This window comes from Streptomyces sp. NPDC001858, from assembly GCF_053594615.1.
Genome location: NZ_JBSFEV010000007.1, coordinates 297,120 through 311,852, shown reverse-complemented (window position 1 = coordinate 311,852; position 14,733 = coordinate 297,120). Strand labels below are relative to the sequence as shown.

13 protein-coding genes are annotated in these 14,733 nt (G+C 71.7%); 5 read left to right on the top strand and 8 right to left on the bottom strand.

Annotation, left to right across the window (positions count from 1 at the left end; genetic code table 11):
* Positions 1-213: 213 nt before the first annotated feature.
* From ACWCPF_RS13395 to ACWCPF_RS13365, 7 genes are all read right to left on the bottom strand, one after another.
* Positions 214-1,014: an ABC transporter ATP-binding protein gene (locus ACWCPF_RS13395; RefSeq protein WP_451045118.1), complete on the bottom strand. Its 801-nt coding sequence runs from the start codon at positions 1,012-1,014 to the stop codon at positions 214-216.
* Positions 1,007-1,936 carry an ABC transporter permease gene (locus ACWCPF_RS13390; RefSeq protein WP_451045117.1) on the bottom strand — a complete coding sequence of 310 codons (930 nt, stop codon included), beginning with the start codon at positions 1,934-1,936 and terminating at the stop codon, positions 1,007-1,009. Before ACWCPF_RS13390 ends, ACWCPF_RS13395 begins: the two co-directional genes overlap by 8 nt.
* A 99-nt stretch (positions 1,937-2,035) precedes the next feature.
* Complete coding sequence (locus ACWCPF_RS13385; RefSeq protein ID WP_451045116.1) at positions 2,036-2,920, bottom strand: glycosyltransferase family 2 protein; 885 nt, start codon at positions 2,918-2,920, stop codon at positions 2,036-2,038.
* Positions 2,917-3,696: a CDP-alcohol phosphatidyltransferase family protein gene (locus ACWCPF_RS13380; protein ID WP_451045115.1), complete on the bottom strand. Its 780-nt coding sequence runs from the start codon at positions 3,694-3,696 to the stop codon at positions 2,917-2,919. The genes ACWCPF_RS13385 and ACWCPF_RS13380 overlap by 4 nt, the downstream gene beginning before the upstream one ends.
* Positions 3,674-4,735 (bottom strand): iron-containing alcohol dehydrogenase family protein, encoded by a 1,062-nt coding sequence (locus ACWCPF_RS13375; RefSeq protein WP_451045114.1) that lies wholly within the window; start codon positions 4,733-4,735, stop codon positions 3,674-3,676. The genes ACWCPF_RS13380 and ACWCPF_RS13375 overlap by 23 nt, the downstream gene beginning before the upstream one ends.
* Positions 4,723-5,475 carry a phosphocholine cytidylyltransferase family protein gene (locus tag ACWCPF_RS13370; protein WP_451045113.1) on the bottom strand — a complete coding sequence of 251 codons (753 nt, stop codon included), beginning with the start codon at positions 5,473-5,475 and terminating at the stop codon, positions 4,723-4,725. The genes ACWCPF_RS13375 and ACWCPF_RS13370 overlap by 13 nt, the downstream gene beginning before the upstream one ends.
* Positions 5,472-7,301, bottom strand: coding sequence for a DUF5941 domain-containing protein (locus ACWCPF_RS13365; RefSeq protein WP_451045112.1), 1,830 nt, complete (start codon positions 7,299-7,301; stop codon positions 5,472-5,474). Before ACWCPF_RS13365 ends, ACWCPF_RS13370 begins: the two co-directional genes overlap by 4 nt.
* A gap of 332 nt (positions 7,302-7,633) precedes the next feature.
* On the opposite strand from ACWCPF_RS13365, the gene galE reads away from it, so the two are divergent.
* The 3 genes from galE (at position 7,634) to idi (ending at position 10,545) form a co-directional block, all read left to right on the top strand.
* The gene (gene galE, locus ACWCPF_RS13360; protein WP_451045111.1) at positions 7,634-8,602 is read left to right on the top strand and encodes a UDP-glucose 4-epimerase GalE; all 969 of its coding nucleotides are present in this window, start codon (positions 7,634-7,636) and stop codon (positions 8,600-8,602) included.
* 161 nt (positions 8,603-8,763) lie between these two features.
* Positions 8,764-9,705, top strand: a complete 942-nt coding sequence (locus tag ACWCPF_RS13355) for a cation diffusion facilitator family transporter (protein WP_451045110.1) — start codon at positions 8,764-8,766, stop codon at positions 9,703-9,705.
* Positions 9,706-9,951: 246 nt separating this feature from the next.
* A complete protein-coding gene (idi, locus tag ACWCPF_RS13350; protein ID WP_451045109.1) occupies positions 9,952-10,545 on the top strand; it encodes an isopentenyl-diphosphate Delta-isomerase in 594 nt (197 codons plus the stop codon).
* Positions 10,546-10,564: 19 nt separating this feature from the next.
* Here the strand turns inward: idi and ACWCPF_RS13345 are convergent, their stop codons facing one another.
* Positions 10,565-11,089, bottom strand: coding sequence for an ATP-binding protein (locus ACWCPF_RS13345; RefSeq protein WP_451045172.1), 525 nt, complete (start codon positions 11,087-11,089; stop codon positions 10,565-10,567).
* A gap of 311 nt (positions 11,090-11,400) precedes the next feature.
* Here ACWCPF_RS13345 and ACWCPF_RS13340 point away from each other — a divergent pair, with 311 nt between their 5' ends.
* Positions 11,401-12,150 carry an enoyl-CoA hydratase/isomerase family protein gene (locus ACWCPF_RS13340; protein ID WP_451045108.1) on the top strand — a complete coding sequence of 250 codons (750 nt, stop codon included), beginning with the start codon at positions 11,401-11,403 and terminating at the stop codon, positions 12,148-12,150.
* A gap of 148 nt (positions 12,151-12,298) precedes the next feature.
* The gene (locus ACWCPF_RS13335; protein ID WP_451045107.1) at positions 12,299-14,716 is read left to right on the top strand and encodes a Tex family protein; all 2,418 of its coding nucleotides are present in this window, start codon (positions 12,299-12,301) and stop codon (positions 14,714-14,716) included.
* The last annotated feature ends 17 nt before the right edge of the window (positions 14,717-14,733 follow it).

The window sequence follows — 14,733 nt, the reverse complement described above, 5'->3', positions numbered from 1 at the left end:
ATCGCCCCACTTGATGCATTTGGGGACCGGTCCAGCTTACGTTGTACAACGGAGTGCGGTTCGCGGGGGTGTCCTGCGCATCACAACAACACACCGATTGGTGCCAAGATTCCTAAGGCGCACCGGAGTTGACGCTTCCTTTGCAGACGCAGGGCCTCGCCGGACAGTTCCGGCGAGGCCCTGGCCCGCATCACACCGCCTGCCCCGCTCGTCCTACTTGGCGGAGAACTTCTCGTACTCCCGCAGGACCTCTTCGGTCGGTCCGTCCAGGCGCAGTTCGCCGCGTTCCAGCCAGAGCACGCGGTCGCAGGTGTCCCTGATCGACTGGTTGCTGTGGCTGACCAGGAACACCGTGCCGGCCTGCTCGCGCAGCGCCCGCACCCGGGCCTCGGAGCGCCTGCGGAACTTCGCGTCGCCGGTGGCCAGCGCCTCGTCGATCATCAGGACGTCGTGGTCCTTCGCCGCGGCGATGGAGAAGCGCAGCCGGGCCTGCATGCCGGAGGAGTAGGTGCGCATCGGCAGGGTGATGAAGTCGCCCTTCTCGTTGATGCCCGAGAAGTCGACGATCTCCTGGTAGCGCTCCTTGATCTGCTCGCGGGACATGCCCATCGCCAGACCGCCCAGCGTCACGTTGCGCTCGCCCGTGAGGTCGTTCATCAGGGCCGCGTTGACACCGAGGAGGGAGGGCTGGCCGTCGGTGTAGACCTTGCCCTTCTCCGGCGGCAGCAGGCCGGCGATGGCCCGCAGCAGGGTGGACTTGCCCGAGCCGTTGGAGCCGATCAGGCCGATGGCCTCGCCGCGGTGGGCGACGAAGGACACGCCCCGCACGGCGTGCACCTTGCGCACGCCGCGCTGTGTGTCGTCGGAGCCGCGCCGGACGATCCGGCTGAGGGCGGCGGTGGCGCTGCCCTTGCCGGTCTTGGCGGCGTTGACGCGGTAGACGATGTGGACCTCGTCGGCGATGACGGTCGGGACGCGCTGTCCCGGCCGTTGCCCCGCGAGCGGCTCAGCCACGGCCGTACCTCTCCTCGGCCTTCCAGAAGTACACGAAACCGCCGATGGCGACCAGCGCCGCCCAGCCGCCCGCGACCGCCCAGACATGGTCGGGGAGGTTCTCGGCGCCGTACTCCTCTATGAGCGCGAAGCGCATCAGGTCCATGTAGATGGCGGCCGGGTTCCACTGCAGGACGTTCGCCACCCACTGCGGCTTGTCCGCGAGGAAGACGGGGATGGAGAACATCACGCCGGAGGCGTACATCCACGTCCGCATCACGAACGGCATCAGCTGCGCCAGGTCGGGGGTCTTCGCGCCGGCCCGGGCGAAGACCAGCGCCAGGCCGGTGTTGAAGCAGAACTGCAGGGCCAGCACCGGGAGGATCAGCGCCCAGGACGCGTCCGGGTAGCTGCCCATGCCGATCACCACGAGGAACAGCACCAGCATCGAGTACAGCAACTGCTGGAGCTGCTGCAGCGCGAAGGAGATCGGCAGCGAGGCGCGCGGGAAGTGCAGGGCGCGGACCAGGCCGAGGTTGCCGGAGATCGCGCGCACGCCGCTCATCACCGAGGTCTGCGTGAAGGTGAACACGAAGACGCCCGTGACCAGGAAGGGGATGTACACCTCCTTGGACATCCCCCTGCTGGCGTCGAGGAGCACACCGAAGATCATGAAGTAGACGAAGGCGTTCAGCAGCGGTGTGGCCACCTGCCACAGCTGACCGAGCTTCGCCTGGCTGTACTGGGCGGCCAGCTTCGCCTGGGAGAACGCCAGGATGAAGTGACGTCGCCCCCAGAGCTGGCGGACGTACTCGCGCAGCGGAGGCCGGGCGCCGCTGACGGCCAGCCCGTACTTGGCGGCCAGTTGCGCCGCCGTGAGGCCCTCGTCGGGCGACGGAGGCGCACTCACCACGACTCCGACGTCATGCGTTGTCTCACTCACAAGTAGGAAACTTTCGTCTTCGGGATGCGCAGCCTTGACGAGGCTGGCATGAGCCGGGGAGCCCGCGGTACGGCCCGGGGGCCCTCAGGGACGAGCTTGTCAGATCACCGGCGGCCGGCCCAGCCGGGTCAGCCGCCATACCGTACGCCACTTGATGGGCCTGCGCGGCCCGCACGGGGTGCTCCAGCCTTCCCGGAAACCGCCGAACCACGCCTTGAGCGCGGCCCCCGAGGGGCGGCGCGCCAGCGTGAGCAGCATCCAGACCCCGAGATAGACCGGGATCAGCGGGGCGGGAAGGTTTCGGCGGGCCAGCCAGACGCGGTTGCGGGCGACCATGCGGTGGTACACCGCATGCCGCGACGGCGCGGTCGTCGGGTGGTACAGCACCATGTCGGACCGGTAGTCGAGCATCCAGCCCGCGTCGAGCGCCCGCCATGCCAGGTCGGTCTCCTCATGGGCGTAGAAGAACTCGTCCGGAAGTCCGCCGACTTCTGCGAAGACCTTCGTACGGACGGCGTTGGCGCCGCCGAGGAAGGTGGTGACCCGGGAGGAGCGCATCGGGTCCGCGGCGCGCAGCCGGGGCACGTGCCGGCGCTGGGTGACGCCGGTGTCCGGGTCGGCGATGCGGAAGCTGACGATGCCCAGCTTCGGATCGGCGTCGAAGGCCCCCCGGCACAGCTCGGCCGTGTCGTGCCGGGCGAGCAGGCCGTCGTCGTCGAGGAACAGCAGGACGTCGACGTCCCGGCCGCTGGGGCCGAAGGCGTCGATGCCCACGTTGCGGCCGCCGGGGATGCCGAGGTTCTCGGGCAGCTCGACCGTCCGGACGCCCTCGGGGACGTCCGGGACGGGCGAGCCGTTGCCGACCACGACGACCTCGACCGGGTCGCCGTCCTGCTTGGCCACCGAGTCGAGCAGCGCCCTGAGCTCCTCGGGGCGGTTGCCCATGGTGATGACGACCGCGCCGACCTTGAGGGGCGCGCTCACTTCAGCCTGCTCGACACGAGGATGGACACCAGGTGCAGCAGGGTCTGCAGCAGCGCGATGCCGGCCAGTACGGCGACGCCGAGCCGGGTGAAGAAAAGGTCGCCGCGCACCTGGTCGAGCACGGCCAGGAGCAGGATCAGCAGCGACGCCTCGATGCCGAGGACCAGCCGGTGGAACTTGAGGGCGGCGGCGGCCCGGCGGGCCAGCGCCATGCCCGAGGAGCGCGGCTCGGACGCCGACTCCTTGACCGGCGGCAGTCCGCCCTGGTGCCGGGCGACGCCGACGAGGTCGGTCTCGGCCTTGATCAGGATCGCGCCGAGCGCGGCCAGCGTGCCGAGGAAGGCCCACAGCCAGTCGATCCGGCCGCTGCCCCACAGGTCGGCGGCGCGCAGTCCGAAGCCGACCAGCACGGCCGCATCGGTCAGATAGGCGCCGACCCGGTCCAGGTAGACGCCGGCGAGCGAGTACTGCTTCTTCCAGCGGGCGATCTCGCCGTCCACGCAGTCCAGCAGCAGATACAGCTGGACGCACACGACGCCGAGCACCGCGCCCGTGATCCCGGGCACCAGCAGGGCCGGGGCCGCGAGCACGCCGAAGACGGTCATCAGATACGTGAGCTGGTTGGGCGTGACCCTGGTGTTCACCAGGTAGCGGTCGACCCGCAGGGACACCTCACGCATGTAGAGGCGTCCCATCCAGTGCTCACCGCTGCGCCGGTCCTTCACCCCCGGGGGGTGCACGACCGGTCTGAGTTCAGCTACCGATGGCCTTGACATAGTCGGCGTAGATGTCCTTGATCTGTTCGGTCTTGAGGTCGAGGTGTTCGAGGATCGTGTAGCGGCCGGGCCGGGTCTCGGGGGCGAACTCCACGGCGCGGACGAATTCGTCCACCGTGAAGCCGATCTCCTCCGGCAGGACCGGCAGTCCGTGCCGGCGCAGCACCTGGGCCATGTAGGCCGACTCCTCGACGGCGCCGCGCAGATACATCGCGAAGGCCGCGCCGAGTCCGCACTGCTCTCCGTGGGCGGCCGCCCGCTTGGGGAAGAGCAGGTCGAAGGCGTGGTTGATCTCGTGGCAGGCGCCGGAGGACGGGCGGGAGTCGCCCGACACCGACATGGCGATGCCGCTGAGCACCAGTGCCTCGGCCAGCACCTGGAGGAAGTCGGTGTCCCCGATGCCGCCGGGGTGCCGCAGGACCGCCTCGCCGGCCTGGCGGGCGATCGCGGCGGCGAGGCCGTCGATCTTCTCGCCCTTGACCCGGTTGGCGAGCTCCCAGTCCGCGATGGCCGAGATGTTCGACACCGCGTCGCCGATGCCGGCCCGCACGTAACGGACCGGGGCCTCGCGGATGACGTCCAGGTCGATCACCACGGCGATCGGGTTCGGGACGCCGTAGGAGCCGCGGCCGGCGTCGTTGTCGAGGGTGGCGACCGGCGAGCACAGGCCGTCGTGCGCGAGGTTCGTCGGCACGGCGACCAGCGGGAGGCCGACGCGGGCCGCGGCGAACTTGGCGCAGTCGATGATCTTCCCGCCGCCGAGCCCGACGACGGCGTCGTAGCGGCCGGCCTTTATGTCGCCGGCCAGCCGGACGGCGTCGTCGAGGGTGCCGCCGCCGACCTCGTACCAGGTGGCTCCGGGCAGGGCGGGGGTGAGGCGCTCGCGCAGCCGGGCGCCCGAGCCGCCGCTGACGGCGATCGCGAGCTTGCCGGAGTGCGAGATGCGCTCGTCGGCGAGCACCCCGACCAGGTCGTCCAGGGCACCCGGGCGGATGTCCACGACGACCGGCGAGGGGATCAGCCGGGTCAGTACTGGCACGCGATCTCCCGTCCACGGGCGAGGTCGTCGTGGTTGTCGATCTCCACCCACGCGACGTCGCCGATCGGCGCCACGTCGATGCGGAAGCCGCGGTCGACCAGCTCCTGGTACCCGTGCTCGTAGAACTGCTGCGGGTCGGTCTCCCACACGGTCTTCAGCGCGTCGGCCAGTTCGAGCGCGGCGTCGCCCTCGATGAGGGTGACGCCGATGTACTCGCCGGTGGCCTCGGCCGGGTCCATCAGCTTGGTGATCTTCGTCATGCCCTTCTCGGGGTCGACGACGACCTTCATCTCCTCCTCCGCGAGCGGCTTCACGGCGTCGAGGGCGAGGATGATCTTCTTGCCGTCGCCGCGGGCCGCGAGCAGCGTCCGCTCGACGGAGACCGGGTGCACGGTGTCGCCGTTGGCGAGGATCACGCCGTCCTTGAGGGCGTCACGGCCGCACCACAGGGAGTAGGCGTTGTTCCACTCCTCGGCCTTGTCGTTGTCGATCAGGGTGAGCTTGAGGCCGTACTTCGCCTCCAGCGCCGCCTGCCGCTCGTACACGGCCTCCTTGCGGTAGCCGACGATGATCCCGACCTCGGTCAGGCCGATCTCGGCGAAGTTGGCGAGGGTGAGGTCGAGAACCGTCGGTTCGCCCTCTATGCCCGCGGGCCCCACCGGCACCAGTGCCTTGGGCAGGCTGTCGGTGTAGGGGCGCAGACGCCGTCCGGCGCCGGCCGCCAGCACGAGGCCGATCATGCGGGTTCTCCTTCATCGTGTACGGCTGGGGCCCCTGCGGAGACCCAGAAGCGGGTGCTCTCGACGAGCACCACGAGCGCGACGGCCACGGCGAGCACCGTGAGGGCGACGGCGAACTGCTCGCCGGTCAGCACCCACACCAGAACGGCGACCAGCAGCGTCCGTCCGTCATGCCCCCCGATCACGCGCACCAGCCAGGCCGGCGGCGCTCCGGCGTTGCCGCGGATGCGGTACACCGTGTCGTAGTGATGGTAGGCGACGGCGGACACGAGTCCGAAAGCCGCCGGAAGCGCTCCGTTCACATCGCTGTGCGCGGCCAGGATCAGCACGGTGCCGTACTCGGCGGCCCGGAAGACCGGGGGGACCAGCCAGTCGAGGCTGCCCTTGAGGGGGCGGGACACGGCGTCGGCGGACAGCAGCACGTAGACCACGGCGGCGATGACGACCGACGGGCCCGGCCCGTCGATCCAGGCCGCGAGCAGCAGCAGGACGGCGCCGACGACGGCACAGACGGGGGCCGGGACGCGGTGCTTGTTCGGCAGCGCGCGGGCGACGAACTCGGCGGCCGGGCCGCTGTCCGCGAGGTCCGCGAGCGCCTGCGCCGCCCGGTCGGTGCGGCTGGCCTTGCGGGTCAGGGAGCGCAGCACGCGCCCGGCCGTGGTGTAGACGGCCGCGAAGGAGCAGCCGATCAGCAGCGCGTAGAAGGTGATGCGGGGGGTGGTGGCCGCGGTCAGGACGGCGATCATGGCCCATCGTTCGCCGATGGGCAGGACTATCATCCGCCGCACCCAGACCGTCCAGCCGACGCTGTCGAGCTTGTCGGAGAGGGCGGCGGTGGGGCTGGTGTTGGCGGTGGCGTCGTGGTTGGCCTCGTTGAAGGAGAAGTCCACGACGTGCCGGCAGGTCTGCAGGACCATGGCGGCCAGGGCGAGGGCCCACACGTCGTCGCCGCCGCGGGCCGCGCCGAGCGCGAGGCCCGCGTAGTAGGCGTACTCCTTGGCCCGGTCGAAGGTGGCGTCGAGCCAGGCGCCGAGCGTGGAGTACTGCAGCGAGTAGCGGGCCAGCTGGCCGTCGGTGCAGTCCAGCACGAAGGACGCTATGAGCAGGACGCCGGCGGCGACGAAGCCGCCGCGGGTGCCGGTGGCCGCGCAGCCCGCCGCGATGAGCGCGGTGATCAGCGAGGCGGTGGTGACCTGGTTGGGGGTGAGGCCGCGGCGGGCGCACCAGCGGGCGATGTAGCGGGAGTACGGGCTGATGCAGTACGTGGTGAAGAAGCCGTCGCGGGCCTTGACGGCCGACTTCAGGCGGACGGCCTCGTCGTCGACGGCGGCGACGGCCTGCCGTGCCTCGTTGCGGGCCTGCGGGTCGGCGGGGACCTCCGCGACCAGGCTGCCCAGCTCGGGGCGGTGCACGTCGGCGCCGTCGGAGTCCAGGGCGGTGATCACGCGGTCGGCGAGGCTGTCGATGTCCGCGACGCTCGACGCGGCTCGCGCGGGGGCGCCCTCGGGCACGGTGGCGTCGCTCGCGGAGTTCTCCCGGGCCAGCGCGCGGGTGAGGGCCTGGCGGCCGGCCGGCTGGGCGGTCACCGCGCCCGGGATCGCGGCGAGCGGGAAGCGCGGATCGGTGAGGGCGAGGCGCAGCGCGTGCTCGTGGCCCACGAAGCGGGCGTCCACGACGGCGACGCGCCGGTCCGCGGGGACGGCGGCGAGGAGGGTCTCGGCCTCGGCGGCGTCGGAGGCGGCCCGGATCTCGAAGCCGAGGGACCGCAGATCGCCCTCGATCGACGATCCGGGAACCGGCGAGCCGGTGAGGATGGCGGTCGACAACCGAACTCACTCCCTGGGTCCGGCGCGTCACACGCCGGTCATGTACACGGTAGGGGCGCCCCTTGGCCGCACCGGCGACTTCACCGGTGACTGCTCCAGGCGGGCGGCATTCGGCAGAGGCTATCGGATGCCGGGAAGGCCGTGTTCACCGCCCGTTCAGGCATGATCGACCCGGCCCCGCAGCGCGGCTTGAACTCCGTTTGAACCGCCCTTTGCCGAGATCATCATCGGTGATCGGCACCCCGGCCGACAAACCGCGCCCCCCAGACCTGACATCCGGGACATTGCCCCGGGCGGGGGTTTCCGCTCCGGTCGACATAGGGTTTGGAGCCATGACGTGGCTGATCACCGGCGGAGCCGGCTACATAGGGGCGCACGCGGCGCGGGCCATGACCGCGGCCGGGGAGCGCGTCGTCGTCCTGGACGATCTCTCCACCGGCGCCGCCGCGCGCCTCGGGGCGGACGTGCCGCTCGTGAAGGGCTCGGCCCTCGACCTCGACCTGGTCGGGCGGGTCCTCGCCGAGCACGAGGTGACGGGCGTGGTGCACCTGGCCGCGCACAAGCAGGTCGCCCAGTCCGTGGCCCAGCCCGCCCGCTACTACCGGGAGAACGTGGGCGGTCTGGCGGGCCTCCTAGAAGCGGTCGCCGAGGCCGGGATCCGCCGGTTCCTGTTCTCCTCGTCCGCGGCCGTCTACGGCAACCCGGACGTGGACCTCATCACCGAGGACACCCCGTGCGCCCCGGTGAACCCGTACGGCGAGACCAAGCTGGCCGGCGAGTGGCTGGTGCGGGCGGCGGGACAGGCGCACGGCATCGCGACGACGTGCCTGCGCTACTTCAACGTGGCCGGGGCGGTGGCGCCGGAACTGGCCGACACCGGCGTCTTCAACGTCGTCCCGATGGTCTTCGACCGGCTCACCCGGGGCGAGGCGCCGAGGATCTTCGGGGCCGACTACCCGACGCCGGACGGCACCTGCGTGCGCGACTACATCCATGTGGCGGATCTGGCCGAGGCGCATCTCGCGGCGGCCCGCCGGCTGACCGCGCCGGACGCGGCGGGCGATCTGACGGTGAACATCGGCCGCGGCGAGGGCGTCTCGGTGCGCGAGCTGATCACCCTCATCGGCGAGATCACCGGCGACACCCGGCCGGCGGTCGTCGAGGGGCGCCGGCCCGGGGACGCGCCGCGCGCGGTGGCCTCGGCGGAGCTGGCGGCCCGGGAACTGGGGTGGACGGCCCGGCGCGGAGTGCGCGAGATGGTCGACTCGGCCTGGCGGGGCTGGCGGCTGCACCACTCCTGAACCCGTGGTGAGGGTGCCCTGACCTGCGATTCGTTTCCGCAGGTCAGGGCACATGACAACGGTGTTCAGTGCCGCGTTGCCGGATACCCCCCACCCGTAGTTCACTGTGATCCCGGGGCAGCACACCACGGCCCGCGACGGACCACAGAAGGGCTTTTCCCATGGGGGCTGGGCATGACCACGGCCATGCGCACGGGCACGCGCCGGCCACCGGTACGGCCGCGGCGGCCTACCGCGGCAGACTGCGCGTCGCCCTGGCGATCACGCTCGGCGTCATGGTGGTCGAGATCGTCGGCGGGCTGCTCGCGGACTCCCTGGCGCTGATCGCGGACGCGGCGCACATGGCGACGGACGCGCTGGGACTGGGCATGGCGCTGCTGGCGATCCACTTCGCGAGCCGGCCGCCGAGCGTCAAGCGCACCTTCGGGCTCGCCCGGGCCGAGATCCTGGCCGCCCTCGCCAACTGTCTGCTGCTGCTCGGGGTGGGCGGCTACGTCCTGTACGAGGCGGTCGAGCGGTTCTTCACGCCGGCCGCCACCGAGGGCGGCCTGATGATCTGGTTCGGCGCGATCGGCCTGGTCGCGAACATGGTCTCGCTCTCGCTGCTGATGCGCGGCCAGGCGGAGAGCCTCAACGTGCGCGGGGCGTTCCTGGAGGTGGCCGCGGACGCGCTGGGCTCGGTGGCGGTGCTGATCTCGGCGGTGGTGATCCTGACCACCGGCTGGCAGACCGCCGACCCGATCGCCTCGCTGGTCATCGGCCTGATGATCGTGCCGCGGACGGTGAAGCTGCTGCGCGAGACGCTCGACGTGCTGCTGGAGTCGGCCCCCAAGGACGTCGACATGGAGGAGGTGCGCACCCACATCCTCGCCCTCGACGGGGTGGAGGACATCCACGATCTGCACGCCTGGACGATCACCTCCGGGATGCCGGTGCTGTCGGCGCACGTGGTGGTGCGCTCGGACGCGCTGAACGCCATAGGGCACGAGAAGATGCTGCACGAGCTCCAGAACTGCCTCGGGGACCACTTCGACGTGGAGCACTGCACCTTCCAGCTGGAGCCGAGCGGACACGCGGAGCACGAGGCGCGGCTCTGCCACTGAGCGGGCGCGGGTGAACGGGCGCAGGCGGGCGGGCGCGGGTGAGCGGGCGCGGGCCCGGTCCTCGCGGCGGCGTCCGCACACGCGTTCCGGGCGATTCCGGGCCCGCCCCGCCGGGCAAGATCGCCTACGGGCTCCCTCTGCGCACCCTCTCCGCACCCGGGACATGCGCGCTTTCGCGCGAAGTGCCGGGAGTGCCGGGCGCGTGCGGCAGACTTGGGAGCGCGAGGACCGATGCTAAGGATGGGTATGCCGATCACACCTGCCACCGCGACACACAACTCTTCGAACAGCACCGCGGACGCGATCTTGCTGGAGCTGGTCGACGAGAACGGCGTCACGATCGGCACCGCGGAGAAGCTCGCCGCCCATCAGCCGCCGGGGCAGCTGCACCGCGCGTTCTCGGTGTTCCTCTTCGACGAGCGGGGCCGGCTGCTGCTCCAGCAGCGGGCGCTGGGCAAGTACCACTCCCCCGGCGTGTGGTCCAACACCTGCTGCGGTCATCCCTACCCGGGCGAGGCGCCGTTCGCGGCGGCCGCCCGGCGCACCTTCGAGGAGCTGGGCGTCTCCCCGTCCCTGCTCGCGGAGGCGGGCACGGTCCGCTACAACCACCCGGACCCGGACTCGGGCCTGGTGGAGCAGGAGTACAACCACCTGTTCGTCGGGCTGGTGCAGGCGCCGCTGCGGCCGGACGCGGCGGAGGTCGGCGACACGGCCTATGTGACGCCCGCCGAGCTGGCGGAGCGGCACGCGAAGGACGCCTTCTCCTCCTGGTTCATGACGGTGCTGGACGCGGCGCGGCCGGCGGTCAGGGAGCTGACGGGTCCCTCGGCCGGCTGGTGACCCCGGGGCGGGCCGGCCCTCAGAGCATGCGCACCGGCTTGAGCGGCAGGGCGGCCCAGATCACCTTGCCGCCGTCGGCCGTGTGCTCGACGTCGCAGACCCCGCCGGCCTCTCTGGCGATCTCCCGCACCAGGAGCAGCCCCCGGCCTCCCGTCCGCCCGTGGTCGGCCTCCAGGGCGGTCGGGCGGTAGGGGTGGCCGTCCTCCACGGACACCCGCACCCACTCGGCTCCGACGGCGATCTCCACCGCGAGCATCGGCGACAGCACCGCCGCGTGCCGGACGGCGTTGGTCACCAGCTCGGAGACGATCAGCAGGATCCCCTGGGCCAGATCGTCCGAGACCGGCACGCCCTGGCGGTACAGCAGGTCCCGGACGGCGTGCCGGGCCTGCGGGACCGAGACGTCCACGGCGGCCGCGGTGAACCGCCAGACGCCTTCGTAGGGCAGCGGTCGCGGCACGCCGTCCGCGAGGGATTCGGGCGGTGTGCCCGAGCCCGGGCCGCCCTCTGGGCGTGGGTCGGGCCCGCGCCCTTGATCGTCCATCGTCCGGTCGCCACCCTCGCGCTCGATTGTCACCACACGTCGAGTGTTGGGAACGAGACGCTTCCGACCGCATGACTGAACAGAAGTCAGCAGTTATCGAGCGCTTCCGACCGCCCATGGCGGCCACGGTCGACTGCAGGACCGTTTCTGTCCTCTCCGCGCCGCCTTCGCGCACTCTTCGGGTTGTACGGGTTCGACGACGCCGCTCTTCCCTTTCGCCCCCTTTGTCACCCGTGTCGCCGCTCTCACATGGGCTGACTCACATCGGGCGTCCTCGATCATGGAAGCCGCCGGGTGATTAGATCCCGAGCATGGAGCCCGAACTGCTGCACGGCGTCACCGACGCGGTCGCCACCGTCGTCCTGCACCACCCGGCGAAGCGCAACGCCATGACGGCCGCGATGTGGGCGGCGCTGCCCCCGCTGCTGGACGCTCTGGCCGCGGACCCCGAGGTGCGGGCGCTGGTGCTGACCGGCGCGGGCGGCACCTTCTGCGCGGGGGCCGACATCTCCACGCTCCAGGGGTCCCCGGAGGAGGCACAGGAGCTGTCGGTGCGGGCCGAGGAGGCCCTGGCCGCCTTCCCCAAGCCGACGCTCGCGGCGGTCCGGGGCCACTGCGTGGGCGGCGGCGCCCAGCTCGCCGCGGCCTGCGACCTGCGGTTCGCCGAGGAGGGCGCGCTGTTCGGGGTGACCCCGGCGAAGCTCGGGATCGTCTACGCGTCGTCCGCCACCCGGCGGCTGGTGTCCCTGGTGGGCCCGGCCGCCGCCAAGTACCTGCTGTTCTCGGGCGAGCTGATCGACGCGGAGCGGGCGCTGCGCACCGGGCTGGTCGACGAGGTGCTGCCCGCCGACGAACTCGACGAGCGCGTCGCGGAGTTCACGCGCGTGCTGGCGTCCCGCTCGCAGCTGACGCAGGCCGCCGCGAAGGAATTCGCGAACGGACGTACGGACCGCGACGCCCACTGGCACGCGCAGGCGCGCGCGGCCGACGACACCGCGGAGGGCGTCGCCGCGTTCCTGGAGCGCAGGGAGCCCCGCTTCACCTGGACGACGTCGGGCTGACCCGGCACCGGGTCGTGCCCGCCGGCCGCCGCGGCGCCGCCGCCGTCCCGGGCCCGGAGCCCCGCCCAGGATGCGCCCTGCCGCCCGGGTGTCGGTGTCACCTGCCACAATTGCCGCGCAACCTCAGTGGAGAAGGCGGTACGGGATCGTGACGACACCCGGGTCCATCGAAGTAGGGTCCATCGAAGGCAGGATCGCCGAGGAGCTCGGCGTACGGGAGCGGCAGGTGAGGTCCGCCGTGGAGCTGCTCGACGGCGGCTCGACGGTGCCCTTCATCGCCCGCTACCGCAAGGAAGCGACCGAGATGCTCGACGACGCGCAGCTGCGCACGATCGAGGAGCGGCTGCGCTATCTGCGGGAGCTGGAGGAGCGGCGGGCGGCGATCCTGGAGTCGGTGCGCGAGCAGGGCAAGCTGACCGAGGCGATCGAGGCGCAGATCCGCGGGGCCGAGACCAAGGCGCGCCTCGAGGACATCTACCTGCCGTTCAAGCCGAAGCGGCGCACCAAGGCGCAGATCGCGCGCGAGGCGGGCCTCGAGCCGCTCGCCGAGGGGCTGCTCGGCGACCCGTCGGTCGATCCGCTCGCGGCGGCCGCCGCGTTCGTCGACGCCGACAAGGGCGTCGCCGATCCGCAGGCCGCGCTGGACGGCGCGCGGGCGATCCTCACCGAGCGGTTCTCGGAGGACGCCGACCTGATCGGCGAGCTGCGCGAGCGCATGTGGGGGCGCGGGCGGCTCGCGGCCAAGGTGCGCGAGGGCAAGGAGGAGGCGGGCGCGAAGTTCGCCGACTACTTCGACTTCGCGGAGCCGTTCACCGCGCTGCCCTCGCACCGGATCCTGGCGATGCTGCGCGGCGAGAAGGAGGACGTCCTCGACCTCGACCTGGAGCCGGAGGAGCCCTCCGAGCAGCCCGGTCCGTCGTCGTACGAGCCCATCGTGGCGTCGCGGTTCAACATCGCCGACCGCGGCCGCCCGGGCGACAAGTGGCTGACGGACACGGTCCGCTGGGCGTGGCGCACCCGGATCCTCGTCCACCTCGGGATCGACCTGCGGCTGCGGCTGAGGACGGCCGCCGAGGACGAGGCGGTGAACGTGTTCGCCGCGAACCTGCGCGACCTGCTGCTCGCCGCCCCGGCCGGCACGCGCGCGACGCTCGGCCTGGACCCCGGTTTCCGTACCGGCGTGAAGGTGGCCGTCGTGGACGCGACCGGCAAGGTCGTCGCGACCGACGTGATCTACCCGCACGTCCCGGCGAACAAGTGGGACGAGGCGATCGCCAAGCTCGCGCGGCTCGCCAAGAGCCATGCGGTCGACCTGGTCGCCATCGGCAACGGCACGGCCTCCCGCGAGACCGACAAGCTGGCCGGCGAACTCATCGACAAGCACCCGGAGTTGAAGCTCACCAAGGTGATGGTGTCCGAGGCCGGCGCGTCCGTGTACTCGGCCTCCGCGTTCGCCTCGCAGGAGCTGCCGGAGATGGACGTGTCGCTGCGCGGCGCCGTGTCGATCGCGCGCCGGCTCCAGGACCCGCTGGCCGAGTTGGTGAAGATCGACCCGAAGTCGATCGGCGTCGGCCAGTACCAGCACGACCTGTCCGAGGTGAAGCTGTCGCGTTCGCTGGACGCGGTGGTGGAGGACTGTGTGAACGGCGTGGGCGTGGACGTCAACACGGCCTCGGCGCCGCTTCTGTCGCGCGTGTCCGGGATCTCCTCGGGCCTCGCCGAGAACATCGTGTCGCACCGGGACGCCAACGGGCCGTTCACCTCCCGCTCCGAGCTGAAGAAGGTGGCCCGGCTCGGCCCGAAGGCCTACGAGCAGTGCGCGGGCTTCCTGCGCATCCGCGGCGGCAGCGACCCGCTGGACGCCTCCAGCGTGCACCCGGAGGCGTACCCGGTGGTGCGGCGCCTGGTGAAGGCCTCCGGCCAGCAGGTGGCGTCCCTGATCGGCAACACGGGCGTCCTGCGCTCGCTGCGGCCGAACGAGTTCGTGGACGAGACGTTCGGTCTGCCGACCGTCAGCGACATCCTCAAGGAGCTGGAGAAGCCGGGGCGCGACCCGCGGCCCGCCTTCAAGACGGCCACCTTCAAGGAGGGCGTGGAGAAGATCTCCGACCTGTCCTCCGGGATGGTCCTGGAGGGGGTCGTGACGAACGTGGCGGCCTTCGGGGCGTTCATCGACGTCGGCGTCCACCAGGACGGTCTGGCGCATGTCTCCGCGTTGTCCAAGACCTTCGTCAAGGACCCTCGGGACGTCGTCAAGCCCGGTGACATCGTCAAGGTGAAGGTCCTCGACGTCGACATCCCGCGCAAGCGGATCTCGCTGACGCTCCGCCTGGACGACGAGGCGGCCCCGCAGGGCGGCCAGGGCGAGCCGTCCGGCGGCCGCCAGCAGCGCGGCGGCGGCCGTCCGCCGCAGCAACGCCGGCAGGGCGGCCAGCGCGGCGCAGGCGGGGGCGGGGGCGCGGGCGGTGCCGGTGCGCGCCAGGCTGCCCCGCCGCCGGCCAACAGCGCGATGGCCGACGCCCTGCGCCGGGCAGGGCTGGTCGACCCGAAGAAGGGCAAGCGCTGAGCCTCGTGTGAGCGTCG

Excerpts from the sequence above, each read along its gene's own strand:
- ACWCPF_RS13380 (WP_451045115.1), bottom strand. The coding sequence starts at position 3,696 with ATGTCAAGGCCATCGGTAGCTGAACTCAGACCGGTCGTGCACCCCCCG.
- ACWCPF_RS13370 (WP_451045113.1), bottom strand. The coding sequence starts at position 5,475 with ATGATCGGCCTCGTGCTGGCGGCCGGCGCCGGACGGCGTCTGCGCCCC.
- galE (WP_451045111.1), top strand. The coding sequence starts at position 7,634 with ATGACGTGGCTGATCACCGGCGGAGCCGGCTACATAGGGGCGCACGCG.
- ACWCPF_RS13355 (WP_451045110.1), top strand. The coding sequence starts at position 8,764 with ATGGGGGCTGGGCATGACCACGGCCATGCGCACGGGCACGCGCCGGCC.
- idi (WP_451045109.1), top strand. The coding sequence starts at position 9,952 with ATGCCGATCACACCTGCCACCGCGACACACAACTCTTCGAACAGCACC.
- ACWCPF_RS13345 (WP_451045172.1), bottom strand. The coding sequence starts at position 11,089 with ATGGACGATCAAGGGCGCGGGCCCGACCCACGCCCAGAGGGCGGCCCG.
- ACWCPF_RS13340 (WP_451045108.1), top strand. The coding sequence starts at position 11,401 with ATGGAGCCCGAACTGCTGCACGGCGTCACCGACGCGGTCGCCACCGTC.